We start from the raw sequence: 23911 nt of genomic DNA on the forward strand, positions 1-23911 counted from the left end.
TCTCACACAAGTAACCCCACAGGGGCTGAAGCATTGGCTTGCGTGCCATCGCGGAGCTCGCGGCGCAGGAATTTCCCGAGGTTGGACTTGGGCAGGGGCTCGCTTCGGAATTCGACGATTCTTGGCATTTTGTAGCTGGTCAGGTGCTGACGGCAATGCGCGAGCACCTCCTGCTCGGTCAGCGCGGGGTCGCGCTTGACCACGACGATCTTGACCACCTCTCCTGATCTCTCGTCCTGCGCGCCAATGGCCACGACTTCGGCCACACCAGGATGCAGCGCGACAACGTCCTCAATCTGGTTGGGGAAGACCTTGAAGCCCGAGACAATGATCATGTCCTTCTTGCGGTCGGTGAGCTTGAAATAACCCTGCTCGTCCATGAAGCCCATATCGCCGGTGCGCAGCCAGCCGTCGGCTGTGAACACCTCGCTGGTTTCTTCGGGGCACTGCCAGTAACCCGGCATCACCTGAGGGCCGCGCACACAGATCTCGCCGACCTCGCCCGTGGCCAGGGGGTTGCCGTCCTCGTCGAGGATCGCGGCCTGGGTCGAGGGCATCGGCAGGCCGATCATGCCGGTCCATGCCTCGCTGTCCAGCGGGTTGGCGATGACAATGGGTGACGCTTCGGTCATGCCGTAGCCTTCGATGATGGTGACCCCGGTGCGCTGTTTCCAGCGCTCAGCCACCACGCGCTGCACGGCCATGCCGCCGGCACTGGTTACTTTCAGGGCGCTGGTGTCCACCTCCGCAAACCCGGGCGCATCCAGCAAGGCCCGGTACAGCGTATTGACACCGATGATGATCGTGAAAGGGTATCGCTTCAGGTCACGGAGGTAGGCGGGCATGTCTCTGGGGTTGGTCACCAGAACCGTGCGCGCACCCAGCTTCGTGAACACCAGCGTGGAGGTCAGCGCGTAGATGTGGTACAGCGGCAATGGGCAGACAAACACCTCTTTGCCGTCTACCAGGTCACGGGCCATCCACGCCGTCATTTGCTGCACATTCGCCACCAGGTTGCCGTGGGTCAATGCCGCACCCTTGGCCACGCCCGTGGTGCCGCCGGTGTACTGCAAAAAGGCCAAATCGTCATGGCTGAGCGGTACCTCGTCAAGATCCTGCTTTCGGCCCGCGCGCAGCGCCGCGTTGAACGGCGTGGCGCCCGCAAGGGTCCATTTCGGCACCATGTGTTTGATGTGTTTCACCACGAGGTTGGTGAGCAGCTTTTTCACCGCCCCGAACATGTCGCCCACCTGCGTGGTGATCACGGTCAGGGACAGCGCCGGGTTCTTGTCCAGCACCTGTTGCAGGGTGTGGGCAAAGTTTTCCAGCACCACGATGGCCGCGACACCGGCGTCTTTCAGTTGGTGTTCGAGTTCGGCCGGGGTGTACTGCGGGTTGATATTCACAACCACCAGCCCTGCCCGCAAGACGCCGAACAAGGCCACCGGATACTGCAGCAGGTTGGGCATCATGAGGCCAACCCGATCGCCTTTGCGCAGCCCCAGCGTGTTTTGCAGATAGGCGGCGAAGTCGCGGCTTGCGCGGTCAAGCTCGGCGTAGGTGATCGTCGCCCCCATGTTGCTGTAGGCGGGCAAATCGGCAAATCGTTGGCAGCTGCGCTGCAACACATCCCTGAGTGATGCGAACTCACACACATCCACCTCGGCCGGTATGCCCGGTGGGTAGTTTTTCAACCAGATTGCTTCCATCTTGCTCCTTGCTGTCTCGACGCCATCGCGCGCATCCACCGTCCTGCCGTCCGTTCAGAGCGGCATGGTTGCTGTCGGCGGGGGCTCTGTTGAATGGTAACTGTCAATACAGCTCGCGAATATGCCGGGACACGATCAGAAGCTGCGCACGGTCCATGCGCTCAATGAATTGGCGGCTGACGGAGCTGATGATGCGCACCGCGCCACTCAGGCCCAGCCGCGCTGACTGTTCCATCACGAAGCCAGTCTGCGCTTTCTTAAGCGCCTGGAAGAAATAGTAGTCCATGCCCGCCTCGATGAGTTCGTGGACCAGATCGGCCATCGCTTCGCCGTGCCTGGGCGCCTCTGGCTTGGCTTCCAGCGCGTTGAGCACCGCGTCTGTTTTGGCACGCAGGCTGGTGGTGTGGTGAAAGCGCAAAGAGGGCTGCTCAGCGATCTTGGGCACCGTTTTGCCGGCGGCACGGGTTGCTGGCTTCTTCGCCGCTGGTTTGACGACCGTTTTGGGGGTTCTGGCGGCGGGTGTTTTGGAGGAGGTGGTCATGGTCTCGGGCCTCTGGTGTGGCAGGTCATGCAGGGACGGGTTGGCGGGCTGGGGTCGGGGCGGTGAGACACCGCCCGACGTGCAACGGCGTGGTCAAGCCGTGGCTGCGCCAGTAAGCTTGCACCATGTCGACGAAGCCACTGGGGCCGCATAACCAGGTGGTGCGCTCGGCCACATCGGGCACGGCCAGCGTGAGAGCCTCGGCGCAGAACTGGCCTGCCCGGTCCTCGAAATGGACCAGCAAAGAGAGTTCAGGGTAGCTGTCGGCGGCATGCTGCAAGGCACGGGCCTGGTTCAATTCGGCCGGGTTGCGGCACACATGCAGCCACACCACATCACCCTGGTAGTGGCGCGCCTGTAAATCGCGCAGCATGGACAGGGTTGCGGTGACGCCAGCGTCCGCGCTCAGCAACAGCATCCTGTCGGGCAGCGTCGCAGGCAGTGGAGGGTGCCCCGCGGCCGGGTTGGGTTCGATGCGTGCTTCAAGCCAGCGAACGGATGGGGGAAGAGGGTTGTCAGCATTCATGGTGGTGTCCTGGCATGGCTGGATGGCATTTTATTGTGTACATTCGTACACTGAATGTCCATGCTGCTTTTCTCGTTTAGAGTTGAAAGCCAATTTTTAGAGCATTTATTTGAAGAATTCGATTCATGAAGCGAACGGGATAAACTACGTTCGTACACTCATTTCAAGAAATGTCCACCGTACCACCCGCCAAAAAGCGCCCTGACACCCTGACCCGCAGCGAACGCAAAGACCTGACGCGCGCCAGTTTGTTGCAGGCGGCGCTGGCGCTGATTGGGGAGGGACGCAGTTTCACCAGTCTGGGTATCCGTGAGATTGCGCGTGAAGCGGGGATCGTTCCAAACGCTTTTTACCGCCACTTTCGCAACACCGATGACCTGGGGCTGGCGCTGGTGGAAGAGATGGGTGTCACCCTGCGCCGCCTGCTGCGTGAAGCGCGCCAGGTGGGCAGGGCGCCCAACTCGATGGTGCGCCGATCGGTCCAGGTGTATGACGAATACGTCCGGCAAAACCGCTTGCAGTTCCTGTTTGTCTCCAGCGAGCGCTCAGGCGGTAGCCGCATCCTGCGGCTGGCCATCCGCACCGAAGTCACCCATTTCACCAACGAGATGGCGCAGGACTTTCGGCGCCTGGGCATTTACCCCGACATGCCGACCAGCAGCCTGCAAATGGTGTGTGGCCTGATCGTCACCACCATGCTGGCCGCTGCGCCCGAGATTTTGGACCTGCCCCCGGATCAGCCCTTGCTGGAAGCTGAGATGAGGGAAAACTTTGTCCATCAGCTGCAAGTTGTGCTGCTGGGCGCTGCCTGCTGGAAAGAGAAAAAAGCTGGCCAAGCTTCAGGTGCCCCCGGCTTGTCGGCGGGTCTTTTTTAAAGATCCTGAATTGGCGGAGTCGGTGATGTCCAAGCTGTGCGCCAGCAACGGCCTGGTGATGTACAGCGGCGTGAGTGCACCAACTCATGGGGTGGCGTCCGTTCGCAGGCGCACAGACTGGCAAAATATTCGCTCGTACATTGGCTTGTTATGGCCTACGTTTTAGTTGGTTCGCGAAACGTTGCCGCTTGGCGCCACGAAACCGCGATGTCCGTCACACCCATTGAGCCGCTGAAAGCTGAAACGCAGACCAGCGCCGAACGCTCCCCCATGGTGATGCTGGCCACGACCGAGCTCAGTGGCATCCTGGCGAGTTGCCCAATGGCGCAACCAGAGATGGGTGCCCCTGGTCAAGCCCTGCCATGCGCATGACCCCGATGCCGCAGCGCCGCCCTGGCTGGCGTCTGTGCCCCGCGCCGCCGATGGCTGGGGGGCATGGACCCGCAGGCTGATCAGGGCGTTTTGCCTGATGGCGTCTGCGCTGACGGGCAACCGATGTGGCATCAGATCCAATTTATCCGACGACAGCGAAGGGAGTAACCGCTCAATGATGCCATCTGCAACACCTCAGGAAACACCGGACCGCGAACTGACCGATGTCAGCCTGCGCGAGGAACGCATAGAAGCCGATCGAAAGATGACGGCGAACCGGGCCGCCACAGAAAAGCATGCCGACGCCGTGGTGGAGCATGCCCGGGAAAACGCTGACGCGGTCCTTGTGGCCGCCCGCGAAAAAGCCGACAAAACGGTCGACGACCAGACACCGCAAGACACACCAGCGGTCATCGCGCAAGGCCGAGAGCTCGAAGACGCCACCTTGCTGGATGAACGCGCTGCGGCAGACGAAGCCCTGCGCCAGGAACGCAGCGCGAGCACCCGCATGCTGATGCGCCTCTTGCCGCATGAACGCGACGCCACCGATCAATACCTGCTCACGGAGCGCGCCCGCTCAGACGACGCGCTGGCCACCCGGGACGATTTCCTGGGCATGGTCGCGCACGACCTGCGCGATCTCCTGAACGGCATCGTGGTGAGTTCGCAGTTTCTGGCCCAAAAACTCGAGAAACACAGCGACCGCGAGAAGTTGTTGGTTGAGACGGCACGCATCGAGCGTTATGGCACGCGCATGAACCGTCTGATTGGTGATCTGGTGGATGTCGCCAGCATCGATGCCGGAAAACTCGCCATGCATGTGGTTGAGGGCGACGTGGCTTCACTGGTGGATGAGGCGGTAGAGGCGCTCCAGCTCACGGCATCGGCCAAGGGCGTGTCCCTGGCGGTGCGTCATGTGCCCGCGCCTTGCCTGGCCGACTTCGATCACGATCGTTTGCTGCAAGTGCTCACCAACCTGATCGCCAATTCGATCAAGTTCACGCCCAAGGGGGGCAGTGTCAAACTGCATTGCGAACGCGTGGGAGATCTGCTGGAATTTTGCGTAGAAGACACCGGTGAAGGCATCCCGGCCGCGATGCTGGAGGCCGTGTTCGAGCGGTTTTGGCAGGTCGGCAAGAACGACCGGCGGGGGCTGGGCTTGGGCCTGTACATCTCGCGCTGCATTGTGCAGGCCCATGGTGGCAGCATCCGGGCGCAAAGCACGCCGGGCCAGGGGACGCGGATGTATTTCACCTTGCCGGTCAGCGCCAAACACCATCCCTGACGTCTTTTTCGCGGGGTTGGCCGGTTCAACCCGGGCGCTGCGAGCGTGGCCCGATGCCTCAGGTGCGGTCAGACGCGCAGCTTCCTCATGGAAACAATTTGGCGCACCAGTTGCCATGGCCCGGCGGTGCGCAGCAGGTCAGACATCATCCGAAGGTCGGCCACCGCCCCTTGTAGCGCGCCATATTTGTGGCTCTTCATGGGGCTGTCGACGCTATCCCAGGCCACCACGGCCAGGCCAGCAGCGGCATCGATGCAGATCCGGTTGAGCCAGACCTCAAAACCAAAACGCGGCAGGGCATCGAGTTCGGCCAGTCGGTCGGCAATCAGGCTGCGCCGCAGCACCCGTTCGCCGGAAATGTAGTCAATGCCGACCAGGTGCCAGAGCCTGGGCGCGTTGCGACGCAGGCTGATGGCCATGGCGGCCTGTCCATTGAACACCGGCAGAATCAGCGCGGTCAGTTCACTGCTTCCCAGGCCAATCAAATCGGAGTCGACCAGCAGCAGGTGCGTGCCTCTCGCCCGCGCCAACCCGGCGGCCAAGGCACGGGTCTTGCCGCCATTCTTTGCAAGGCGAATCAGAACCACTTTCTCGCGGCCCATGGCGAGCGCCGCGGTGTCGTCAGACGAACCGTCATCCACAACGATGATCTCGTCGATCAACGGATGGGCCGCCACCACATCCAGAACAGCCTTGATCCGCGGCCCCTCGTTGTAGGCGGGAACGATGCAGGACAGCCGCCGGACCGGCTCGTGATCCTGGGCTGTGGATGTCATGGTCGACCCCTTTTCTTTTTCCAGTACCAAATGCTCACAGCGGCGACGCCGAGGACCGCCACCCCCAGGGAAGCTCTGGCGATCCAGCTGTCTATGGTTGCGTATGCTTCCCCAACGGCATAGCCGATCATCAGGAAGAACAGGGTTTTCGGAATCGTTCCGGCCAGGTTGTAGCCCAGGAAGGCCAAAAACGACATGCGGCTGACCCCTGCGGCAACCAGAACGGCGAACCCAAAAGTATGTGTGAGCTTCGCAGCAACCAGGGTGCGCCCACCCTGTTGGCTGAAATGCTTCGCCACCCGCGCAATTCGCGTGTCGGTTGCGCCGAGCGCCGAGCGCCACCTTGGCGGCAACTTGCCGGGGCCGTAGCGACCCAGCGCGTAAAGCAAACTGTCGCCTGCCAGATCCGCCACGACAAGCACCAGCATCGCCCAGCCAAGCGACAGGTGGCCCAGCCGCGCCAGCCAGCCGGCAACCACCGTGATGATCGGCCCTTCAATCACCGCCAACGGGAACAGCAGCAACAGCCCGTGCGCCTGGACCATCTGCAAGACGGTGTCAGCGGCAGTCATCGCCGGTTCAATGCGTCGTGGGCATCGGCGGCGGTTGCATGGCATTGCCGCGCCAGACGAACCCCTTGGCCGCGAAGGCGCCCAGCCAAATCGCCAGCAGCAGCACATCGCGAACGAGCCACGCCCCAACATCAGCAAGGGTAGCGGGCCAATCGGCTTGGCGAGCAACGAGCCATTCCGCGCCGTACCAAAAACCCAGGAAAAGCGGCACCACAAGCGTGCTGACAACACCGGCCAGCGCCAGGGCGATCAATGTGGCCAACGGCGGAACCAGGCCCGTGAGCGGTTCGAGTGCAAAAAGCGCAGGAAAGCCATCGCGGCGGACTCTCGCCCAGCGCAGTTGCCGCGACCAGACCTCGCCAAAACTGCGCCGCCCCAAAGGCTGCGGAAACGGTCGGCGCACCACCCTGACTTTCAGCCCGGCCGCCCGCACGACCTTGGTCGAGGCCACATCCTCGGCGAGATCGCGTCCCAGCGCGGCCAATCCGCCCGCCGCCTCCAGCACGTGGCGCCGCCAGAAAAGCACCTTGCCTTGCGCAAACCCGTTGCCGAGTTGGTCCGACGCCATTTGCCAGCGATCCTGATAGGTGTTGAGAAAGGCGCTCTCGACCTTGGCCCACAGCCCCTCGGCCCGAATGCCCACCGGCGGCGACGTCACCAGCCCGGTATCAGGGCGCCAGCTTGCAAACAAGGTCTGCACATAGTCGCGTGGCAAGAGGACGTTGCTGTCGATGATCACGATGGCGTCGTGCCGCGCAGCAGCCCATCCTTTGGCCACATTGTTGAGTTTGGGGTTGCCAGAGATGACATCGATGCCGATCAGGAGCTGAGCCGCCGCCTCAGGATGGGCAGCGATCAGCCGACGAATGACAGGAATGGCGGGATCATCGGGCTGGGCCACACAAAAGATCACCTCACAGGCCCCGGCCAAATCGCTGAAAGAACTTGCCAGGGTCTCGTCAAGGTAGGGGTCCAGGCCGCAGACCGGCCGGATCACGCTCAGCGGCGGATGGTTGGCCGCCACCTGAGACGGGTCTGATCCACGCAATCGCCACACCACAAGCGCGCAACTCACGGCGTGCAGCCCCACAACGGCACAGAAGAACCCGGCCAGCAAGACGGTGAGCGTCATGGTCATGTCAGATCGCGAGCGGCAGCTCGCCCTCCTTGTCAAACGGGGTGGCCATCACGGCTTCACAGGCTGCGGGGTCACTCACCCGAACCAGGTCCAGGCGGCCATCAAAATCCTCCACGATGGCCGTGTTGCTGCCTGCCCAGTCGCCACAGTTGGCGTAGGTGATGCCAAAACCGTCATGCAAGGCGGCGTGATGAAAGTGGCCGCAAATGATGCCGTCATACCCACCCGATTTCGCCAGGTGGGCCAATCGCTCCTCAAAGTGATCGTATTTCCGGATGGCGGCGCTGGTGCGGCTGATGGCGCGTTCGATACCGAACCATTCGGGTTGTCCAGCCCGTCGCAAGATAGACCGTTGGGCCACGTCAACCCCCACTGCAATACGTTCCATCAAACGGCCAGCCCTTTCCAACAGCGGTGAATTGACTGAAAAAAGATCACAAATGTCGCCATGCGTCACCAGATAGCGGCGTCCATCGGTCGCCTGATGGACAACGTCGATTTCAACCTCGATACCCCCCACACGCTGACCAGCATAGTTGCGAAAAAAGTCATCATGGTTACCAGGCACGTAGACCACCCGCGTACCGGTTCGCGGCAGATCGAAAAGACGCTGCAAGACCTGATGATGGGCGGGCTTCCAGTTGCCCGACATCGGGTGCCAGTTGTCCACGATATCGCCCACCAGATAGACCGTCTCGGCGTGATGGGTCGCCAGAAAATCGAGGATCAGACTGGCGCGTGACGACCGGGTGCCAAGGTGCATGTCTGACAGGAAGATGGTCCGGTGGCTCTGTGCGGGTTGACCTGCCGATGGTTCGGGCGGGCGCTGGTCCCGCCCCCATGGCGGGCTGGAGGGCTCGCTCGCAAGCGATGTCGCAGCGAGTGCAAGGATGTGATCTTGGACGGACTGAGTCATCAATAGGGGTCTTTCCGGTTCAAGGGATCGGGGCCAAGGCGCCAGGGGGTGGCGTCCGGATGGGGGCGAGTCAGGCCCAATATCTGTCAGACGAAGCATCTGGACAGTTCGATACCGCACATTGGCACAGCGCCGTGGCCGACGGGCCCACTTTCGCCCGCCCGGCTGAGCGTCCGCCTGCCTGGCATTCACGCCCCCATCGACCCCATCTTTGCGCCGTGCGCACCACCTGCCCCAGTGCGACACAGCGTACAGACGCTACGTGGCCCAGAACGAAAACTCACCCCCCTGGCCAAGGAGAAGTGCGGCAGCACCGTCGGTGAACAGGATTTTGCTTCCCCTGAGCACCATGGAACCGAACCGCATGACCCCTGCCAGTCCCCATCGCCACCCCCCAAGGAGATGCCCGTGAGCGACGTCCAGCAAACCCCACCGCCCAGCCAACTTGCAAGCGCTGGTGCACCCCGAGTCATCCTGAAGCCAGGCTGATTTTTTTTCCAACCCTGTCCATGAGGTTTATCGCATGAAAAAACCATTTCTTCTCGCAGCCTGCCTGTCCCTGACCCCCTACCTGGCCATGGCAGCCAGCGACACCGTCGCCACCGACAAGCCTGCGGTACGTGACACCAATGCCAGCAACACCGGCATCAACGAACGTGACCGCGACGGCAAAACCTTGACGCCGATGGATCAGATGAACAACGCCTCTGATCTGAAAGTCACCCAGGAGATTCGCCAGGCCTTGATGAAAGGTGAATTCTCCACCGATGCCCAAAACATCAAGGTCATCACCCGCAATGGCGCAGTGACCCTGCGCGGCCCGGTCGAGTCAGCCGCTGAGCTCAAAAAGATCAGCGCGCTGGTCAAACCCATGCCGGGCGTCAAAAGCATCGACAACCAATTGCAAGTCAAGTAACTTTTAAAGGAAACCATCATGTCAAAAACTGTGATCTGTCTGGCCAATACCGAAGCCCAAGCGGAGACCATCGTTCAGCGTCTGGATGAGGCGGGCATTCCCAAAACCGATGTCTCGGCGCTGTTTCCGGACAAATCGGGCAGCCGTGATTTTGCGCACGAGCACAACACCAAGGCACCCGAAGGCACCGCCATTGGCGCCAGCGCGGGCGGTGTCACTGGCGGCGTGCTGGGGCTGCTGGCCGGTATCGGCGCCCTGGCCATTCCAGGTGTCGGCCCCTTCATTGCGGCGGGTCCGATCATGGCCGCCCTCAGTGGTGCGGCCGTGGGTGCCGCCATCGGTGGCATTGCCGGGGCGCTGATCGGCATGGGGATCCCCGAGTTTGAGGCCAAGCAGTACGAAGCCAAGATCAAGGCCGGCAACATCCTGATCTCGGTGCACGCCACCGATGGCGATGTGGTTGACCGGGTCAAGGACATCATGAAACAGGCCGGGGCGCAAGACATCACCAGCACCGGTGAAGTCAGGGTGAGCGACGACAAGCGCCTGCCTGGCACGCCTTCGAGCCCGCCATACATCGCGTGAGGCTCTGACAGCGCATCGGCCATCGCCGGGCATGCGCTGGCGCCATCCAGATCACCCTTTGGATGGCGCTGTTCACCTCAACCTTTCCCCTGTCTCCCCCAACCCCACCAAGGACGCCCCATGACCAACACCCCCACCACCGCGGCCTCCGCCAAAGCCAAGGCCACACCGAAGGACGCCATCGCCCTGCTCAAGGCCGACCATGAGGCGGTGAGCCAGCTGTTTGCCGAGTTTGAAAAGACCCGCGCCAACGCCAAAAAGAAGGCACTGGTCGCCGAGATCTGCGCGGCGCTCACGGTGCACGCGCAGATCGAAGAAGAAGTGTTCTACCCCGCCGTGAAGGCGGCATTGAAGGACAAGCTGCTGGTGCCGGAAGCCATGGTCGAACACACCAGCGTGAAGGAACTGATCGCGCAACTTGAAGGCGTCGAGCCCGATGGTGAGATGTACGACGCCAAGGTCAAGGTGCTGTCCGAGTATGTGAAGCACCACGTCAAGGAAGAGCAGGAAGAAATGTTCCCCAAGGCCAAGGCATCGTCTGCCGACATGGCCGAGCTGGGTGCCCGCATGCTCGCCCGCAAGGAAGAACTGATGGCGCAGACCACTTGAACCAGGAGATAGACATGCAACAACTCAAAGACGTGATGAGCTACGACGTGCAAGTGATCAGCCCTGAGGCGACGCTGCAGGAAGCCGCCGCCCGGATGCGCGACGCCGACTGCGGGATGCTTCCCGTGGGCGAAAACGACCGGATGATTGGCGCGGTGACCGACCGCGACATCATCGTGCGCGCCGTCGCCGAGGGCAAGGGTGGCGACACCCTGGTGCGCGAGGTGATGTCGGAAGACGTGATCTGGTGCTATGAGGACGACACCGTGGAGAAAGGCGCCGAAATGATGAGCAGGTGTCAGGTCCGCCGCCTGCCGGTGGTGAACAGCGACAAACGCCTGGTGGGCATTGTGTCACTGGGTGATTTTGCGGTCGCAGCCGACGACATCCAGCCCACGGCTGAAGCGTTGGTTGGCATCTCGCAGCCGTAGGCCTGGGCTGCGAACGCAGTGGGCCGGTTCGGCTGGCAGGTGGCGCGGCGCAAGGTGTTGGCATGACAGCCTGGGACATCGTCGCGGCCACCTTGCGGGCCGAGTTCTCTGACCTGCTGCAGATCGAGCAGGTCACGCGGGTGACCGCACGCCTGGCCGTGGCCCTGTTGCTGGGCGCGGTGATCGGTTGGGACCGCGAGCGCCGCGACGCCGATGCCGGTCTGCGCACCCACATGCTGGTGTCGTTGGGTGCGGCGCTGTTCGTGCTGGTTCCCGCCGAAGCGGGCATGGGCTTTGATGCGCTGAGCCGCGTCGTCCAGGGCATCGTTGCCGGCATTGGCTTTCTCGGCGCGGGCGCGGTGCTGAAGATGGGCGACGAGCGCCGCATTCATGGGCTGACCACAGCCGCCACCATCTGGGCCACAGCGGCGGTGGGCATGTCGGCGGGCCTGGGGCGCGAAGGCACGGCCCTGCTGGCCACCGTGTTCATCCTGCTGGTGCTCGTGGGGCTCAGGCGACTGAAAGTGCGTAAGTCGCCCAAAGAGTCCGGCCTGATCGTGGTACCGGAGGCCGCACCACAGTCCACCCGCCAGACCGGGCACAGCGTCCATCAGGATTCGCCATGACCTGCTGGCGCCCGTTCGGTGATGGCCGACCTGTGCCGCACACGCAAGTCATGCGCCCCGGTGAGGCGCCGTTGGCGCCTTGCGCTGTGATCGGCGTGCTCAGGGCCCGCTGGCCTTGAACGGCTTGAAAGGCTTGGGCGCACCGATGGCGCCGAGCACCTTGCCTGCCACCGTGTGGCCATACATCGAATCCCCGGTGGCGTGGAAATTGTGCTGCGTGCCCTGCACGCTGCCGGTGTAACGCGGGTCTTGCGGACGCTCGTGGCTGTTCATGTACAGCGCCACGTCCCAGGCCTGTTGCTCGGTCAGCGTGCTGGGCAGGCCCAGCGGCATGTTGGCTTTGATGAAGGTGGCCGCCGTGCTGATGCGCCCCATGCCGGCACCCCAGTTGAACGAGTCCGCACCCCACAGCGCCGGGAACACCGCGTAGCCGTTTTGCGTGCGCTGGCCTGCGCCATCGCTGCCGTGGCAGAGCGCACAGTTTTCCACGTAAACCTTTTCTCCACGGGCGTAGTCAGGCTTGTCCACCGGTGGGGCCAGCGCCGGGTAGCCGCGGCCAGGCATCTTGGGGTCGATCGGTGCGCCGGACGCGAGCCAGTAGGCGTAGCTCTCCAGCGCCACCAGTTCGGGTGCGCCGAGCGGCGGTGCGCGGCCATTCATGCTGTACTCAAAACAGCCTTGTAAGCGCTGTTGGAACGTGGTGACGCTCTTGGTCTTGCTGCGGTAGGCGGGGTAGCTCACAAACGCCGCCCACATCGGAGACGCATCCGCCAGCCGCCCGGCGTCAAGGTGGCAACTGACGCAGCGCAGGCTGTTGCCGACATAGGCGGGCGCGGCAGCGGGCGTGTTGACAAATATCTCGCGGCCACGACGGATCACGTCACCAAACTCGCCCAGCGGCATGTCGGTCTCGGGTGGGGGTCGAAAAGTTGTGCGCACGCCCGGATTGGCTGATGGCGCCGTGAGTTCGGCGTGCGGCGGGTCACCCGCCAGGTCATTCGCTGCTGGTGGTGTCGACGCCCCTGCGGCGGGCGGGGCAGGCGCGAGCGCGAATGGCTTGGCCCCCGTGGTGGCCTGCGGGCCAAGGTCATCGAACACACCGCCCGCATAAAGGCCACCGACGATCACCAGCACGGCCAGCGCGGTGCCACCATAAAGCCGTTGACGGGTGGTGATCATGGTGAGGTCCTTGCTGGTAGCGCAGCGTAGTGATCTGCCACGGCGCGCACCTCGGCCTCAGACAGCTTGTTGGCGACGATGGGCATCAGGCCCATGGGGCCGGGGGGGCGCGCCCCGGTTTGCCACGCTGTCAACTGGTTGGCGAGGTAGGTCGCGCTCTGTCCGGCTAGCGCGGGGAAGTCCGAACCCACGCCGCGGCCACCGGGGCCGTGGCATTGGTCGCAGGCGGGCAGCTTGTCATCCCAGCGACCACGGGTGGCCAGGGTAGCGCCGACCGGCGCAGGCCCCGTTTCTGCCGCCGGGGCAGATGCCGCTGCAGCGGGCAGGGTGGGGACTGGCGCAGTCGGCGCAGGCAATGCGGCGTAGTACCCGGCCACCTCGGCGCGGTCGGCCGCTGACAAGGCTTTGGCGATGGGCATCATCACGGCGTTGACCCGCGTACCGTCCGCGAAGGCCGCGAGCTGGCGTTGCAGGTAGGACGCGCCCAGACCCGCCAGGCGCGGAAAACCAGCCTGCGCGAGACCCTCGCCCGCCTGGCCATGACAGGTTTGGCAGGCCGGGGCGGCCCCGACGCCGGTTTTGGCCGTCGCCGCGCCGTCGGCAAAACAACTGGCACTCAGCATCAGACTCAAGCCGAGTCCGACAACACATCCACCAGTGATCATGATTCATCACTCCTTGACCATTCTGTTGCTGTCTTCAGCGCGTTGTCGGCCACCTGGCAGGCACTGTTGTGACCTTGTGCGCAGGCCATAGGCTGATAAACGAGAGCGTCACCCTGAGCACCGAGACCGCGTACATCCCATGAGGTCCAAGGTAGTCTTGCTGCCCAGCCGTGTCTGTGGGTTGGCGCGCATAAGCTCGCCCGTCGGCGGTTGGGTCCCACCGGGCTGGCCCACGAGCCGGGCGCCATTGCGCAAAAGTGGTCGAGACGTACAGCGACGCACAGACCTGTGCCGTCATGGATTTCTAGTATGGGCCCGTGCCTGCGCATTCGCCGTGCACTGATCTCGACACGCCGTTTTGAAGGACCACCATTTTTTTCAACGATTGAAGACACCCGGCTTGGGGCACAACGCCTAGCAGCTTGGTCGAAGTCAGGCTACGCCGATCCGTGAAATCGTCGCCACATGACCGACCGTCCGAGGTCTATTTGACCGGCAGGTCATGCTGGTCCTGGCCGGGAACGACGCCAGCATCACCCATGTACGTTGTCGAACAGACACCCTCATAGTTGACCGCGAAACTTGAATTGCTATCCACCGACTTGAGTTCTGTGTGCGGCAGGTCATGCGCTGAAACGGGCACCTCGTGATGCTGTCGCCGGCGTTCTTGACCGGATGGACGCGCCTGGCACTGCACTTGACGATCTATTTAATTTATCCACTGGAGACACCATGAGCACTCGACCGATTGACGCACTGCATGACATTCACACCGCCACGAACGACATACTGAAAGGGTACCGGGAGATGTCTGCGCGGGCTGAACCCGAAATTCAGCCGGTGATCCTTCGGCTCATCGCGATGCACGAACGGCACGCAGCGGAGCAAGCGACTGAACTGGAACGTTGGCGCGATGCGGGGAAGGACGATGCCTCCTTGCAGGGCACGGTGAACAAAGTCGTGGTGATTTTGCGGGATTGGCTAACCGATCTCGACCGGGATGCTCTCCCCGCCGTGCGACAAGGTGAAGAGTCGCTGTCTAAAGAGTACGACACTGCGCTTCAGGCTGAACTGGTATCTGCGAACTCGTCTGTTGCGCAAATGCTCAGGACGCAGAGGGATGCGATCAACGTTGAGATTGCTCGTTTGCCCCAGAAATGAAGCATTGCCAGTGAGGGGCCGAAGTTGACGTCACGCCATCAACACCCCTCTCACGCAGCATGGCCCACAACACCGCACCCAGCGCAGAGACAGACAAGCGCGCCAGTTGCCGCTGACGCTAGCCTCTTGCCTTGCCCGCCATGCGCAGGATGTCGTCCAGCGCATGGCCGTCGCCTGCGGCGTATGCCGGGCTGGGGGCCATCAGCAACCCGCACCTGACGCAGGAGGTTCATCAATGGCTGGACAGCGCCGCCCAGAACATTCTGGACGCCGCGCAAGCCGTGGCAAGCGCCGTCAGGGTCAACACCCAGCGGGTGGTGCTGGTGGGCCGCCATCCGTATGCACGGGTCATCCAGGCCGCCGAGTCCCAAGGCTGCGACCTGATCTTCACGGCCTCCCATGGCTGACGCGGTGTCAGCGCTCTGTTGCTGGGCAGCGAAACCCACAGGGTGCTGACCCACTCGAAGATTCCGGTGCGGGTGTACCGTTCACCGCAACGGATCATCATACGATGATCACTGTGCCGATTGGTCCGGCCTTTATTCTGCGGATGTCGGGTCCGGCAGAGTCAAAGGCTTGCACCATCGCTGGCTCAAAATGGCTGCCAGCAGTCTCATGCGTCCCGCCTTCAGCATGCAGGCATCGCTTGAAATACCATGCAGGATCGTCAGCTTCTGAAAGCCACACCACCATGTCTGAACCCTCTGCCTACACCCCACCCAAGGTCTGGGTCTGGAACAAGCCCAACGGGGGGCGATTCGCCAGCATCAACCGGCCCATCGCCGGGTCCACACACGAGCACGCCCTGCCAAGGGGCAAGCACCCGCTGCAGTTGTATTCCCTGGCCACACCCAACGGTGTCAAGGTCACCGTGATGCTGGAGGAGTTGCTGGCGCTGGGCCACACCGGTGCCGAATACGATGCCTGGCTGATCCGCATCAACGATGGCGACCAATTTGGCAGCGGTTTTGTCGAGGTGAACCCCAACTCCAAGATTCCGGCCCTGTTGGACTGCAGTGGTCCCGAGCCCGTCAGGGTGTTTGAGTCGGGCGCCATTCTGTTGTACCTGGCCGAGAAGTTTGGCGCCTTTGTGCCCACTGAGCCCGCCCAACGGGCCGAGTGTTTGTCGTGGCTGTTCTGGCAGATGGGCAGTGCGCCCTACCTGGGGGGCGGTTTTGGTCACTTTTACGCCTATGCGCCGACCAAGCTGGAATACCCCATTGACCGCTTTGCCATGGAAGTCAAACGCCAGTTGGATGTGCTGAACCGGCGCTTGGCTGAGCACCCGTATGTGGCCGGGGCTGATTACACAATTGCGGACATGGCCATCTGGCCCTGGTATGGGGCCTTGGTCAAAGGCCTGCTCTATGACGCCGGTGAATTCCTGCAGGTTCAGGCCTACACCCATGTGGTCCGCTGGGCTGACACCGTCGCCCAACGTCCGGCGGTCCAGCGTGGGCGCATGGTCAACCGCGTCAGCGGACCGTTGGCGTCGCAGTTGCATGAACGTCACGAGGCCAGCGATTTCGACACCCGCACCCAGGACAAACTGCAAGCTTCACCATGATCACGCTTTACGACTGTGCCACCGCCCCCAGCCCGCGCCGGGCCCGCATCCTGCTCGCCGAGAAAGGCATCCCTCACGAGACTGTGCAGGTCGATTTGCGATCGGGTGAGCAACTTGGTGAGGCTTACCGACAGATCAACCCCCTGTGCACCGTGCCCGCCTTGCGCACCGACGAGGGGGTGGTGTTGACCAGCAATTCAGCCATTGCGGCTTATCTGGAGGCCCGCTTTCCACTGCCACCCATGCTGGGTATCACGCCGCTGGACAAGGCGGCCATTGCCGACTGGCATGGTCGTATTGAGTTCGAAGGTTTTTTGCCGATCGCCGAGGCCTTTCGCAACAGTTCAGCCGCCATGTTGCACCGCGCCTTGCCGGGCCCGGTGAACTACGAGCAAATCCCCCAACTGGCCGAGCGTGGTCTGGCCAGGCTGCAGCAGTTTCTGGTTGACCTGAACGCCCAACTCCGGGAGCAAGACTTCGTCGCAGCTCAGCAGTTCAGCGTGGCAGACATCGCGGCGGTCGTGACCATCGACTTTGCCCGCATCGTCAAGGTCAGGCCCGATGAGCGCCATCCTCATCTGCTGCGGTGGCGGTCCCAGATGGCTCAGCGGCCAGCCATGAGCTTGTAAACCCACCATTTTGTTGCGTTGTTTCGGGCTGGGGGCATGACGCCCATGTGAAACAACGTCAGGCGATTGTCAGTGCACAAATTCATGCTGCACTGCAATATGAGAACCTCACTTGAACTTCAGTTGCGTCTGGATGATCTGCTTGCTGAATTGCAGCATGCACGCCGAAACGACGAACTTGGCCGCTTAGCCTTGTTGATCTACTGTGAGGTGCGCTGCTGGGGACGTCAAGCCGACGAAACAGATCTGGCCGAGTATTGCGCCGCCATGTTTATCGAGCAACCGCACGCCAGCCGGAACGTGTTTCTTTCCCAGGTTGACCAGCTCATCGCGAAGTTGGATGCGGTGAGCCAACGGTACGACGCACCCTCGGCCGGACAGGCTGTCCGCGCCACTTTGGCAGCCAGCGTCAATCGCTGATACCGTTCATTCGTGGCGTGTGCTGGCGCAGGGGGATGGTTACACGGTACCAAACCGGTACGGCTGCTACATGGCAACACAATAAAAAAAGCCCGCTAGTGTTTAAATAGCGGGCTTTTTATTGCTGACTTGGTGGCCTGGGGCGGAATCGAACGTTCCCGAAAACCCGCATCCAGCGCGGGTTTTCAAAGCGACCCAAAAAAGTTACTGCAAAAGTTACTGCAGTCCCAGGGGCACCTCTCACACCGCACACCACCTGACCCCAAAAGGCCAGACACACTCTTATTCTAGTGGGCGAAAGCTCTCCGGTGAGTTGTGCGGTCGCTACATTCGAACGAAATAATTAGGTAACCTTTTGCTGTTGACTAACACCAAATCACGCTGGCCAGTTAGAGGCCGATGTCTGAAAAGACGCGCACCTTTTCTGTTTTCAAATGCATTCCTCACGCGTTCAGTCCTTACTTGAGCAGACGGCGTCGTTCCAACAGATTGCGTATTCCACGCGATGGCGGACACGATTCCATGCTGATGGCGGACAGCGTTCCACCGTCATCGCGGACACCGTTCCACGGTGATGGCGGACAGCACTCCATTTTGAAGGCGGACACCCCAGCAGTGTCCTGAGTGACCCAAACGAGGCGTAGGCTGCCCGGTTTTTTGACCGGAACCCAGCTATGCCACACAAATCTCATGCAGCAACCCTGAAGGCGTTTGGCTACCGCACCCATTCACGTCACTCGCACGTTCATTACCGTGACGTGACTTCCCGTCTCGGGCGTTGATTAACCTGCACTCACCAATAGTTGCTCGCCAAATTGAAGGAAGGTAAGTCCAAGACAGATCAACAGAGTCCGATTCGCTCGCCACGAAGGGCCAACGGGACTCCATTGGCTGCAACTCCTCAGGGCGTTTTGAACCATTTTTTTGCGATCTGGTCGGCTTTCTCTTTGTTCTTGCGTTCCACATTGGCGACCTCGACCGGGCTGGTAGCGGCCTGCGTGCAACGCACTGAAACACGCCGGAAGTTTTTGCTGCAGTTCTGAGCCAGGCGTTTGGCTTCGTCCCAGCCTTGGGTTTCACCATAGAAACGTATCGCCTGCGGCCAGGCTTCCTCGGCATTCTGGAAATAGGCCAGGCCTTGTTCCATGATTTTCTTGGCCGCTGGAATTTGCCGAACGTCTTTGAGTTTATTGCTGCGCTCCTGGTAGGTGATCCATGCACGGTCAGGTTCGGACGAAAAATTGGCTTCCAGCACCTGGCCAGCATCTACTCTTTTGCGGTTCGCCGCCGCGGGCTGTTCATTCAAGACGGTGTAGAGGGCAAACAGGGGCACGGCATGAGTGGCCGTGACGCCGACGGCGGACTTGCGTGCCAGCGCCATGGACCCCGGCTCCTTGGGCGCGCTGATAGCCTTGAAAGCCAGTGCGTAGTTGGCAATCAACTCAGCACTGCGTTTGCCTTGCAAAGCGGATTTCAGTGGTTTGGTCACTGGCGCCTGATCAGTCTGAAGCTCCGGAAACGGCTCAACCGCGACAGCAAGCGCATCGATACGCTCAACGATTGGTGGATGGTCGCTACGCACCTTCTCTGACGCCTTGTTGATGTCAAAAAAGACCTGCTGTAATGCCGAATTCAGATTGCCACTGAGTTCGCCACTCGATTGAGCCAGAGCTTGGCTGACTGGTTTGTTGGCATTAGGATTTTGTTTGGCCGCGTTGTCTTTGGCCTGTTGGCGGATGTACTGAAGTATTTTCTCGTTTTTGTCTTTTTCACGCTGCTCGTTGACTTCTTCCCAACTCGCCATCCGTTCCAGAAATGCTTTCATGCCGTGCTCATATGAGTAGCCCAGCTTCAAGCTAACATTGAGGCCAAATGTGTCGGCGGCACTTTCCTGTGATCGGCCATAAACGGTGGTGACCAGTCCTCGGCCCAGGGTGTAGGCTGTTATCAGGCTGTCAACTTGCGTCCATCCGGTCACTTCGGCCGTTTTGTTGGCAATGGCCACACCGATAGATAACAAGCCAGCCGCCGTATCCGCATCTGCGACCGCGCCTTCAAGCTGGTGGTAGTGCAAGTAGATGTGGCCAAATTCGTGGCTGAGCAAGGCCGCAATTTCGTCTTCACTTTGGGCGGACGTCAGCCACGGCAGCGACACATAGATATTGCCGGCCCCGGTGGCATAGGCTTGCAGGGCATCACTGGCCAGAATACGAACACCGCCAGGCCAGCCGGGCACACCTGCTTGGGTTTTGATACGGGCATACAGACCATTCAAGTAACGCTCCAACTCTGGTGCATTCACCAGGCCGAAGCCGCGTGCACGCTGGTTCAGAACGTCTTGGGTTGAATCCGGCCAACTGCGCTCTGTGGGCGGTGGCAAATCTGCTTTAGGGCTGAGCTGCTTGCCTGTGACCACGTCAGGCAGCGAGAAGTCTTTGAGATTTTTGGGGATGCTCTCACACCCCGACAACACAACCAGCAGGGCCGAGATCGCACCCAGCTGCATCCTTCGCCAAGGGCGTGTGAACAACTTATTTGCACGCATCTTTACCGGCTCCAGGTGTGGCAATGGTGGCGCCTGCCGGGGCAACAACTGACGTGCCGCAACCGGCCGCCGTTGTGTCCCGGCTGATACGAACCTGCATGCCACGCAGCCAATAATCACGCCCGGCAATGGCCACCTTGTGGTAGCCCGTCTGGGTGGACTGAATCGCCAGCGGCAAGCCTGCCTCGCTCACACTGATCTGGCGCACAGGCTGTGCGGAACCGGGTTGCTCATACAGGTCCAGGCTGGCGCGGCTGCTTGGGCTGGGCGCAATGACTTTGTCTTGCGCCATGACGGCTGAGAGCGGCAAAGCCAACAAGGCCAGCAGCAACGGCATTTTTATCTTCATGAATGACCTTTCTGTGTGACGGCGCTAACGGGTTCAAGGTGAGTGAGGTGATTTGGAGGATCCACAGTGGCCGGCGCGAAGAACGCTTGGATTTTTTCCACGAACTGCAGCCCCTCAGTCACCAGCGTCATGCCGACCAGCTCCACCACCGGCAACATCCCGATGCGGAAGTAGGCTTGAAGCCAGCCAATCAGCACCATGGCCACAATGGTTTGAAGCGTGATTTGAGCCAGCCAGAACGCAGCGTCGATCAAAAACCGACGTACCTGCTGCCCTGCACTGAGTGACTCTGGATGACAGCTGGGGCATAACTCTGGTGTTGAGCCCCAACCAGGCAAATGAAGTTTTGAACACACCGACAAACCTTTGAGGGCATTCGCAACGAGGTGAACAAAAAACACCACAACGATGCCCAGCAAGCCCGGTTTCAATAAGTCCCAAGACGGCGGCATGGTCCACTCGGCGCTGAGCTTGTATCTGTCCTGATAAGTGAGAAGGTTGTCCAGCGCCATGGCGTGCATATAGATGCCGGGGGTGAGGCCATGAACCGGCGAATTCGCAAAATCGTTGTAGCCAGGAACCTGTGCGCCCACAAAAACAAATTTGCCAGCCAAGCTTGGTGCAAGTTCTGCTTCTGAAAGCACACCCAACTGCGCCATGGACAGTGTGCGGTGGTAGGGACAAAGAGGCAGCTGAGACGATGCTTCCCAGATTTGACGCAACACGCCAGGAACCAGGTTCTTCAGATGCGACTGCCCAGGCCTGCAGTGCAACAAACTTTCTGGCTTATCAGTCTGAGTCGGCGAATTGTGTCCCCAGACCAACGCCATCGGCACCGTCTCCGGGCCCAAGTCCAGACGCGCTGCATCTTGGGCAATGGCCATCGCAGCGCTGCGGTAAGCGGGCTGCCGACCCGCGTCCGGGGCGACGCCTGGCTGCCAACCCGAGTCTGTCAAGTGGCGGCTCATCTGATAGCTCCACGCCAAGCCATCCAGGGCGTCCGGGACATAGTCCACACCAACCAGGGTGAAACAGGTTTGAGCTTTTCCCGGCAGTTCGGCATTCAAGCCGGATCGAACTTTGAGCCGCCCGTCTTCAGGTGAAGGCAAGGCCGCCAGAAAAACGGGAACCTTGTAGTCATTCTGGATGCTGCACAGTGCATCCTGCAGGGCCGCCAACGTGGGGTCGTTGCGCTCCTGGCCAAACGTGATGTCCAGCATGATCGCCTTGGGCTGCGCGCCAGGGTCTGCGACCAGTCGCAGCAAAGCGTCCGCATGGTCCTGATAACTGATGGGCCAGGCGCTGCCACTGGTCTTGAGAAACTCCTGGTCGTACATCACGACCGTGATTTGGTCACGAGCCTGCGCGGGGTAATTGAATTGCGCTGTCAAAGGCGCTTGTGCACGCGCCATGAAACGCGTCAAGACCATGCCACTGGCGTTGATCTTGTCGCCCAACCAGAGCATGGTGAACGACACGATGATCAGGATTGCCAGTTGCGTGGCTCCTTGGCGCAACTTTGTCAGCAAATTTAGCTTCAGCATTTGGAAAAACTGATGGAGATCCGGTGATTAATCCTTGATAGGAGATGTAAGTATTGAAAATACATCACATCAAAACCACTTCTTTTTTTCAATAATATAAATTCTCTCAAAATCACTATCTGATTTTGTTATATGCATAACAAATTCGATTATTGCAATAACGGCAATAATATAAAATGGTATTACAAAAAGAATGAAGCCAAACATAAATGTCAGGAGCATGATAATCCCTTGCTACTGGTAGTCAAGATAAAATTTATGAGCGCCAAATATTCCTAAAAATAATGCAAACAAAGAGGCTGTTATTTTTTTGATGCGCCTCCTGGCAACAGGCTTTCTGCATAAATTTCAGATGCAACCCCATTGGTTACGATAAAATCAACAGTTGCGCCAGAGCGAGGCTCCGACTGCTGCTTCCAATCCGAAGATTGAAAAGAATATCTTGCGCCGTCTTCACCAGAAATAACTCCAGATTTTGAAGTTGCATCGTAATTTAAAACTTTGCACTTCATTTTTTTTGCTCCTTAAAATTTTTAAATTACTTTAAATTGATAAGTAATTTATTTTTAGATGGTTGATTTTGCAAAGAAATAAAAATTAAGTTATTTTGTCAAGTGCAATCTACTTTGTATGGTTGAAATATATTTATTTACTGCCGTACTTTTGTGATTGATAATTTAATTTTTGCTTGTGGAATTAAGTTATCGAATCTAATTGGTGATCTGCCAGTCGGAAGATGTCTTGATGAAACGCATAGGTACAACTTTGCTTTCCTTCTTGCCTTCTGATGTGAAGACAAGTTCTATATCGCATTTGTAAGCCTTCTCGCCGTCTGCTTTGCAACCAATCTTCTTGACATCATCCAATGTGGAGGGTGTACTTTTTGTACCTCCACCAAATGCTGCGCCTAAGTTGCTCATCATCTTCATTTGCATTTCCAATGCGGGCTTAACTTCTTTGTCAACAATGGTTTTAATGTCACCGCTAGACGGTTCACCTGAGCAAGCAACTAATGTCATGCTCATTAGCGGCAACAGGATATATTTATTCACATGTTTCATTCTATTATTCCCTTTCATTTGACATTTAATTCGAATGGGCTGAAATCGAAATATAAATACATAAAACTTTATAAGTTTTGATGAAATTTATTAATTTCGACTGTTTTTGGCTTTCAAAGAAATTCAGACTAATTAATCACTCCAATCACAAGTCACTTCGCTAACCTTGGTATCTCCATTAAGTTGGGCCTGTAAGTCTTCTTTTTTTCTAAACTGAACTTTTTGCTTGCTTAAGGCAAGTCTTGCGTCTTTAGTTGATGCATTTAGATGAAGAATTGCACCAGATAATCCATTCTCGTCGCCAAAATAGCGTTCAATAGCTTTCACAGGAATCTCATAATATGTTCCATTTAAAACCGGAATGGTGATGGTATAGTAATTATCTTTGATTTGAGTTGGTGTTTTAATGATAGGGATACCTGTTGCATTTTTGTACGAGGTCGGCAAATCAACTTTTTCTAACTTTACCTTGCCATCGTTGCTAAATGTAACTAGGTTGCGTATTAATGCATCTATTTCAGGTGAATTTTTGCATCCGTTTTCCCAGGACTTGAAAAGTTTGGTCCAGTCTGGTTGCTTTTCACTATTTTTAATATCAGATGCCGGCTGAGATTTTGCTGTGCTTGTGGAAGGCTTTTGAATAGATGTAGGCGCTGGTGCAGATGGCTTTGCAATTCGCCGGTCGTCGGGCATCGCTATCGCATCTTTTGATGATGGTGAGGTATTGATCGAGTCTGTACTCGTTGCACTCACAGAGGTTGAATTTTGCTGCAATACAATTTTATTTATATTTTCGAATGCGGTTGCCAGATCTGGATTTGATTGGCAACCGGAAATTCCTACAGAAAGCACTAGGCATAGTAATAATTTGGTATTCATTTTTATGACGCTAGGTTAAATCAAATCTTGATTGG

27 protein-coding genes and 1 pseudogene are annotated in these 23911 nt (G+C 59.2%); 12 read left to right on the top strand and 16 right to left on the bottom strand.

Annotated features, from left to right (window positions below; translation table 11 throughout):
- Positions 1–2: 2 nt before the first annotated feature.
- The 3 genes from LHU53_RS18475 to LHU53_RS18485 all read right to left on the bottom strand — a co-directional run bounded on the left by LHU53_RS18475 (position 3) and on the right by LHU53_RS18485 (position 2776).
- On the bottom strand, positions 3–1709 hold the full coding sequence (locus LHU53_RS18475) for an AMP-binding protein (RefSeq protein ID WP_227334253.1): 1707 nt from the start codon (positions 1707–1709) through the stop codon (positions 3–5).
- A 103-nt stretch (positions 1710–1812) separates the two neighbouring features.
- Entirely contained in the window at positions 1813–2250 is a 438-nt protein-coding gene (locus LHU53_RS18480; RefSeq protein ID WP_227334254.1) for a hypothetical protein, read from the bottom strand.
- A 25-nt stretch (positions 2251–2275) separates the two neighbouring features.
- Positions 2276–2776, bottom strand: a complete 501-nt coding sequence (locus LHU53_RS18485) for a hypothetical protein (protein ID WP_227334255.1) — start codon at positions 2774–2776, stop codon at positions 2276–2278.
- Between the two features lie 170 nt (positions 2777–2946).
- Here LHU53_RS18485 and fabR point away from each other — a divergent pair, with 170 nt between their 5' ends.
- Positions 2947–3651: an HTH-type transcriptional repressor FabR gene (gene fabR, locus LHU53_RS18490; RefSeq protein ID WP_227334256.1), complete on the top strand. Its 705-nt coding sequence runs from the start codon at positions 2947–2949 to the stop codon at positions 3649–3651.
- Positions 3652–4198: 547 nt separating this feature from the next.
- Positions 4199–5308 carry a sensor histidine kinase KdpD gene (locus LHU53_RS18495; protein ID WP_227334257.1) on the top strand — a complete coding sequence of 370 codons (1110 nt, stop codon included), beginning with the start codon at positions 4199–4201 and terminating at the stop codon, positions 5306–5308.
- Positions 5309–5376: 68 nt separating this feature from the next.
- On the opposite strand, the gene LHU53_RS18500 is transcribed toward LHU53_RS18495, so the two are convergent.
- The 4 genes from LHU53_RS18500 to LHU53_RS18515 are packed head-to-tail and all read right to left on the bottom strand — an operon-like array spanning position 5377 to position 8809.
- A complete protein-coding gene (locus tag LHU53_RS18500; protein ID WP_227334258.1) occupies positions 5377–6114 on the bottom strand; it encodes a glycosyltransferase in 738 nt (245 codons plus the stop codon).
- Positions 6081–6656 (bottom strand): DedA family protein, encoded by a 576-nt coding sequence (locus LHU53_RS18505; RefSeq protein WP_227334259.1) that lies wholly within the window; start codon positions 6654–6656, stop codon positions 6081–6083. Before LHU53_RS18505 ends, LHU53_RS18500 begins: the two co-directional genes overlap by 34 nt.
- A gap of 7 nt (positions 6657–6663) precedes the next feature.
- On the bottom strand, positions 6664–7788 hold the full coding sequence (locus tag LHU53_RS18510) for a ceramide glucosyltransferase (protein WP_227334260.1): 1125 nt from the start codon (positions 7786–7788) through the stop codon (positions 6664–6666).
- A gap of 7 nt (positions 7789–7795) precedes the next feature.
- On the bottom strand, positions 7796–8809 hold the full coding sequence (locus LHU53_RS18515; RefSeq protein ID WP_370632346.1) for a UDP-2,3-diacylglucosamine diphosphatase: 1014 nt from the start codon (positions 8807–8809) through the stop codon (positions 7796–7798).
- A gap of 424 nt (positions 8810–9233) precedes the next feature.
- Between LHU53_RS18515 and LHU53_RS18520 the strand changes: the two genes are divergently transcribed.
- The 5 genes from LHU53_RS18520 to LHU53_RS18540 all read left to right on the top strand — a co-directional run bounded on the left by LHU53_RS18520 (position 9234) and on the right by LHU53_RS18540 (position 11877).
- A complete protein-coding gene (locus LHU53_RS18520) occupies positions 9234–9626 on the top strand; it encodes a BON domain-containing protein (RefSeq protein ID WP_227334261.1) in 393 nt (130 codons plus the stop codon).
- Between the two features lie 18 nt (positions 9627–9644).
- Positions 9645–10211 (top strand): hypothetical protein, encoded by a 567-nt coding sequence (locus LHU53_RS18525; RefSeq protein ID WP_227334262.1) that lies wholly within the window; start codon positions 9645–9647, stop codon positions 10209–10211.
- A 120-nt stretch (positions 10212–10331) separates the two neighbouring features.
- Positions 10332–10820, top strand: a complete 489-nt coding sequence (locus LHU53_RS18530; protein ID WP_227334263.1) for a hemerythrin domain-containing protein — start codon at positions 10332–10334, stop codon at positions 10818–10820.
- A 14-nt stretch (positions 10821–10834) separates the two neighbouring features.
- Entirely contained in the window at positions 10835–11251 is a 417-nt protein-coding gene (locus LHU53_RS18535; RefSeq protein WP_227334264.1) for a CBS domain-containing protein, read from the top strand.
- A 62-nt stretch (positions 11252–11313) separates the two neighbouring features.
- The gene (locus LHU53_RS18540; protein ID WP_227334265.1) at positions 11314–11877 is read left to right on the top strand and encodes an MgtC/SapB family protein; all 564 of its coding nucleotides are present in this window, start codon (positions 11314–11316) and stop codon (positions 11875–11877) included.
- 99 nt (positions 11878–11976) lie between these two features.
- On the opposite strand, the gene LHU53_RS18545 is transcribed toward LHU53_RS18540, so the two are convergent.
- A complete protein-coding gene (locus LHU53_RS18545) occupies positions 11977–13056 on the bottom strand; it encodes a c-type cytochrome (RefSeq protein ID WP_227334266.1) in 1080 nt (359 codons plus the stop codon).
- Positions 13053–13721 (bottom strand): c-type cytochrome, encoded by a 669-nt coding sequence (locus tag LHU53_RS18550; protein WP_227334267.1) that lies wholly within the window; start codon positions 13719–13721, stop codon positions 13053–13055. The genes LHU53_RS18545 and LHU53_RS18550 overlap by 4 nt, the downstream gene beginning before the upstream one ends.
- A gap of 732 nt (positions 13722–14453) precedes the next feature.
- On the opposite strand from LHU53_RS18550, the gene LHU53_RS18555 reads away from it, so the two are divergent.
- The 5 genes and pseudogenes from LHU53_RS18555 (at position 14454) to LHU53_RS18575 (ending at position 17498) form a co-directional block, all read left to right on the top strand.
- Positions 14454–14882 carry a DUF2383 domain-containing protein gene (locus LHU53_RS18555; RefSeq protein ID WP_227334268.1) on the top strand — a complete coding sequence of 143 codons (429 nt, stop codon included), beginning with the start codon at positions 14454–14456 and terminating at the stop codon, positions 14880–14882.
- Positions 14883–15022: 140 nt separating this feature from the next.
- Positions 15023–15397, top strand: a pseudogene (locus LHU53_RS18560) (universal stress protein).
- Positions 15398–15573: 176 nt separating this feature from the next.
- Positions 15574–16449 (top strand): glutathione-dependent disulfide-bond oxidoreductase, encoded by an 876-nt coding sequence (gene yghU / locus LHU53_RS18565; protein WP_227334269.1) that lies wholly within the window; start codon positions 15574–15576, stop codon positions 16447–16449.
- Positions 16446–17078, top strand: a complete 633-nt coding sequence (locus LHU53_RS18570) for a glutathione S-transferase family protein (protein ID WP_227334270.1) — start codon at positions 16446–16448, stop codon at positions 17076–17078. The genes yghU and LHU53_RS18570 overlap by 4 nt, the downstream gene beginning before the upstream one ends.
- An 84-nt stretch (positions 17079–17162) precedes the next feature.
- Positions 17163–17498, top strand: a complete 336-nt coding sequence (locus tag LHU53_RS18575) for a hypothetical protein (RefSeq protein ID WP_227334271.1) — start codon at positions 17163–17165, stop codon at positions 17496–17498.
- A 901-nt stretch (positions 17499–18399) separates the two neighbouring features.
- Here the strand turns inward: LHU53_RS18575 and LHU53_RS18580 are convergent.
- The 7 genes from LHU53_RS18580 to LHU53_RS18610 form a co-directional block, all read right to left on the bottom strand.
- The gene (locus tag LHU53_RS18580) at positions 18400–20067 is read right to left on the bottom strand and encodes a M48 family metallopeptidase (RefSeq protein ID WP_227334272.1); all 1668 of its coding nucleotides are present in this window, start codon (positions 20065–20067) and stop codon (positions 18400–18402) included.
- Positions 20030–20392 (bottom strand): hypothetical protein, encoded by a 363-nt coding sequence (locus LHU53_RS18585; RefSeq protein WP_227334273.1) that lies wholly within the window; start codon positions 20390–20392, stop codon positions 20030–20032. The genes LHU53_RS18580 and LHU53_RS18585 overlap by 38 nt, the downstream gene beginning before the upstream one ends.
- Positions 20389–21870 carry a CHASE2 domain-containing protein gene (locus LHU53_RS18590; RefSeq protein ID WP_227334274.1) on the bottom strand — a complete coding sequence of 494 codons (1482 nt, stop codon included), beginning with the start codon at positions 21868–21870 and terminating at the stop codon, positions 20389–20391. The genes LHU53_RS18585 and LHU53_RS18590 overlap by 4 nt, the downstream gene beginning before the upstream one ends.
- Before the next feature lie 300 nt (positions 21871–22170).
- Positions 22171–22230, bottom strand: coding sequence for an NINE protein (locus LHU53_RS19910; protein ID WP_370632347.1), 60 nt, complete (start codon positions 22228–22230; stop codon positions 22171–22173).
- Positions 22231–22238: 8 nt separating this feature from the next.
- Complete coding sequence (locus LHU53_RS18600; protein WP_227334275.1) at positions 22239–22448, bottom strand: hypothetical protein; 210 nt, start codon at positions 22446–22448, stop codon at positions 22239–22241.
- A gap of 198 nt (positions 22449–22646) precedes the next feature.
- Positions 22647–22997, bottom strand: a complete 351-nt coding sequence (locus LHU53_RS18605) for a hypothetical protein (protein ID WP_227334276.1) — start codon at positions 22995–22997, stop codon at positions 22647–22649.
- A 132-nt stretch (positions 22998–23129) separates the two neighbouring features.
- A complete protein-coding gene (locus tag LHU53_RS18610; RefSeq protein WP_227334277.1) occupies positions 23130–23876 on the bottom strand; it encodes a hypothetical protein in 747 nt (248 codons plus the stop codon).
- Positions 23877–23911 lie beyond the last annotated feature (35 nt).

Source organism: Rhodoferax sp. U2-2l, assembly GCF_020594515.1.
GTDB lineage: Bacteria > Pseudomonadota > Gammaproteobacteria > Burkholderiales > Burkholderiaceae_C > Rhodoferax.

What these genes read in the sequence shown, in the direction of transcription:
- LHU53_RS18600 (WP_227334275.1), bottom strand. Translation starts at nt 22,448, where the DNA reads ATGAAGTGCAAAGTTTTAAATTACGATGCAACTTCAAAATCTGGAGTT.
- LHU53_RS18485 (WP_227334255.1), bottom strand. Translation starts at nt 2,776, where the DNA reads ATGAATGCTGACAACCCTCTTCCCCCATCCGTTCGCTGGCTTGAAGCA.
- LHU53_RS18610 (WP_227334277.1), bottom strand. Translation starts at nt 23,876, where the DNA reads ATGAATACCAAATTATTACTATGCCTAGTGCTTTCTGTAGGAATTTCC.
- fabR (WP_227334256.1), top strand. Translation starts at nt 2,947, where the DNA reads ATGTCCACCGTACCACCCGCCAAAAAGCGCCCTGACACCCTGACCCGC.
- LHU53_RS18585 (WP_227334273.1), bottom strand. Translation starts at nt 20,392, where the DNA reads ATGAAGATAAAAATGCCGTTGCTGCTGGCCTTGTTGGCTTTGCCGCTC.
- LHU53_RS18540 (WP_227334265.1), top strand. Translation starts at nt 11,314, where the DNA reads ATGACAGCCTGGGACATCGTCGCGGCCACCTTGCGGGCCGAGTTCTCT.
- LHU53_RS18495 (WP_227334257.1), top strand. Translation starts at nt 4,199, where the DNA reads ATGATGCCATCTGCAACACCTCAGGAAACACCGGACCGCGAACTGACC.
- LHU53_RS18535 (WP_227334264.1), top strand. Translation starts at nt 10,835, where the DNA reads ATGCAACAACTCAAAGACGTGATGAGCTACGACGTGCAAGTGATCAGC.
- yghU (WP_227334269.1), top strand. Translation starts at nt 15,574, where the DNA reads ATGTCTGAACCCTCTGCCTACACCCCACCCAAGGTCTGGGTCTGGAAC.
- LHU53_RS18505 (WP_227334259.1), bottom strand. Translation starts at nt 6,656, where the DNA reads ATGACTGCCGCTGACACCGTCTTGCAGATGGTCCAGGCGCACGGGCTG.
- LHU53_RS18605 (WP_227334276.1), bottom strand. Translation starts at nt 22,997, where the DNA reads ATGAAACATGTGAATAAATATATCCTGTTGCCGCTAATGAGCATGACA.
- LHU53_RS18475 (WP_227334253.1), bottom strand. Translation starts at nt 1,709, where the DNA reads ATGGAAGCAATCTGGTTGAAAAACTACCCACCGGGCATACCGGCCGAG.
- LHU53_RS18515 (WP_370632346.1), bottom strand. Translation starts at nt 8,809, where the DNA reads ATGCTTCGTCTGACAGATATTGGGCCTGACTCGCCCCCATCCGGACGC.
- LHU53_RS18575 (WP_227334271.1), top strand. Translation starts at nt 17,163, where the DNA reads ATGCTGCACTGCAATATGAGAACCTCACTTGAACTTCAGTTGCGTCTG.
- LHU53_RS18545 (WP_227334266.1), bottom strand. Translation starts at nt 13,056, where the DNA reads ATGATCACCACCCGTCAACGGCTTTATGGTGGCACCGCGCTGGCCGTG.
- LHU53_RS18530 (WP_227334263.1), top strand. Translation starts at nt 10,332, where the DNA reads ATGACCAACACCCCCACCACCGCGGCCTCCGCCAAAGCCAAGGCCACA.
- LHU53_RS18525 (WP_227334262.1), top strand. Translation starts at nt 9,645, where the DNA reads ATGTCAAAAACTGTGATCTGTCTGGCCAATACCGAAGCCCAAGCGGAG.
- LHU53_RS18480 (WP_227334254.1), bottom strand. Translation starts at nt 2,250, where the DNA reads ATGACCACCTCCTCCAAAACACCCGCCGCCAGAACCCCCAAAACGGTC.
- LHU53_RS18570 (WP_227334270.1), top strand. Translation starts at nt 16,446, where the DNA reads ATGATCACGCTTTACGACTGTGCCACCGCCCCCAGCCCGCGCCGGGCC.
- LHU53_RS18520 (WP_227334261.1), top strand. Translation starts at nt 9,234, where the DNA reads ATGAAAAAACCATTTCTTCTCGCAGCCTGCCTGTCCCTGACCCCCTAC.
- LHU53_RS18550 (WP_227334267.1), bottom strand. Translation starts at nt 13,721, where the DNA reads ATGATCACTGGTGGATGTGTTGTCGGACTCGGCTTGAGTCTGATGCTG.
- LHU53_RS18555 (WP_227334268.1), top strand. Translation starts at nt 14,454, where the DNA reads ATGAGCACTCGACCGATTGACGCACTGCATGACATTCACACCGCCACG.
- LHU53_RS18510 (WP_227334260.1), bottom strand. Translation starts at nt 7,788, where the DNA reads ATGACGCTCACCGTCTTGCTGGCCGGGTTCTTCTGTGCCGTTGTGGGG.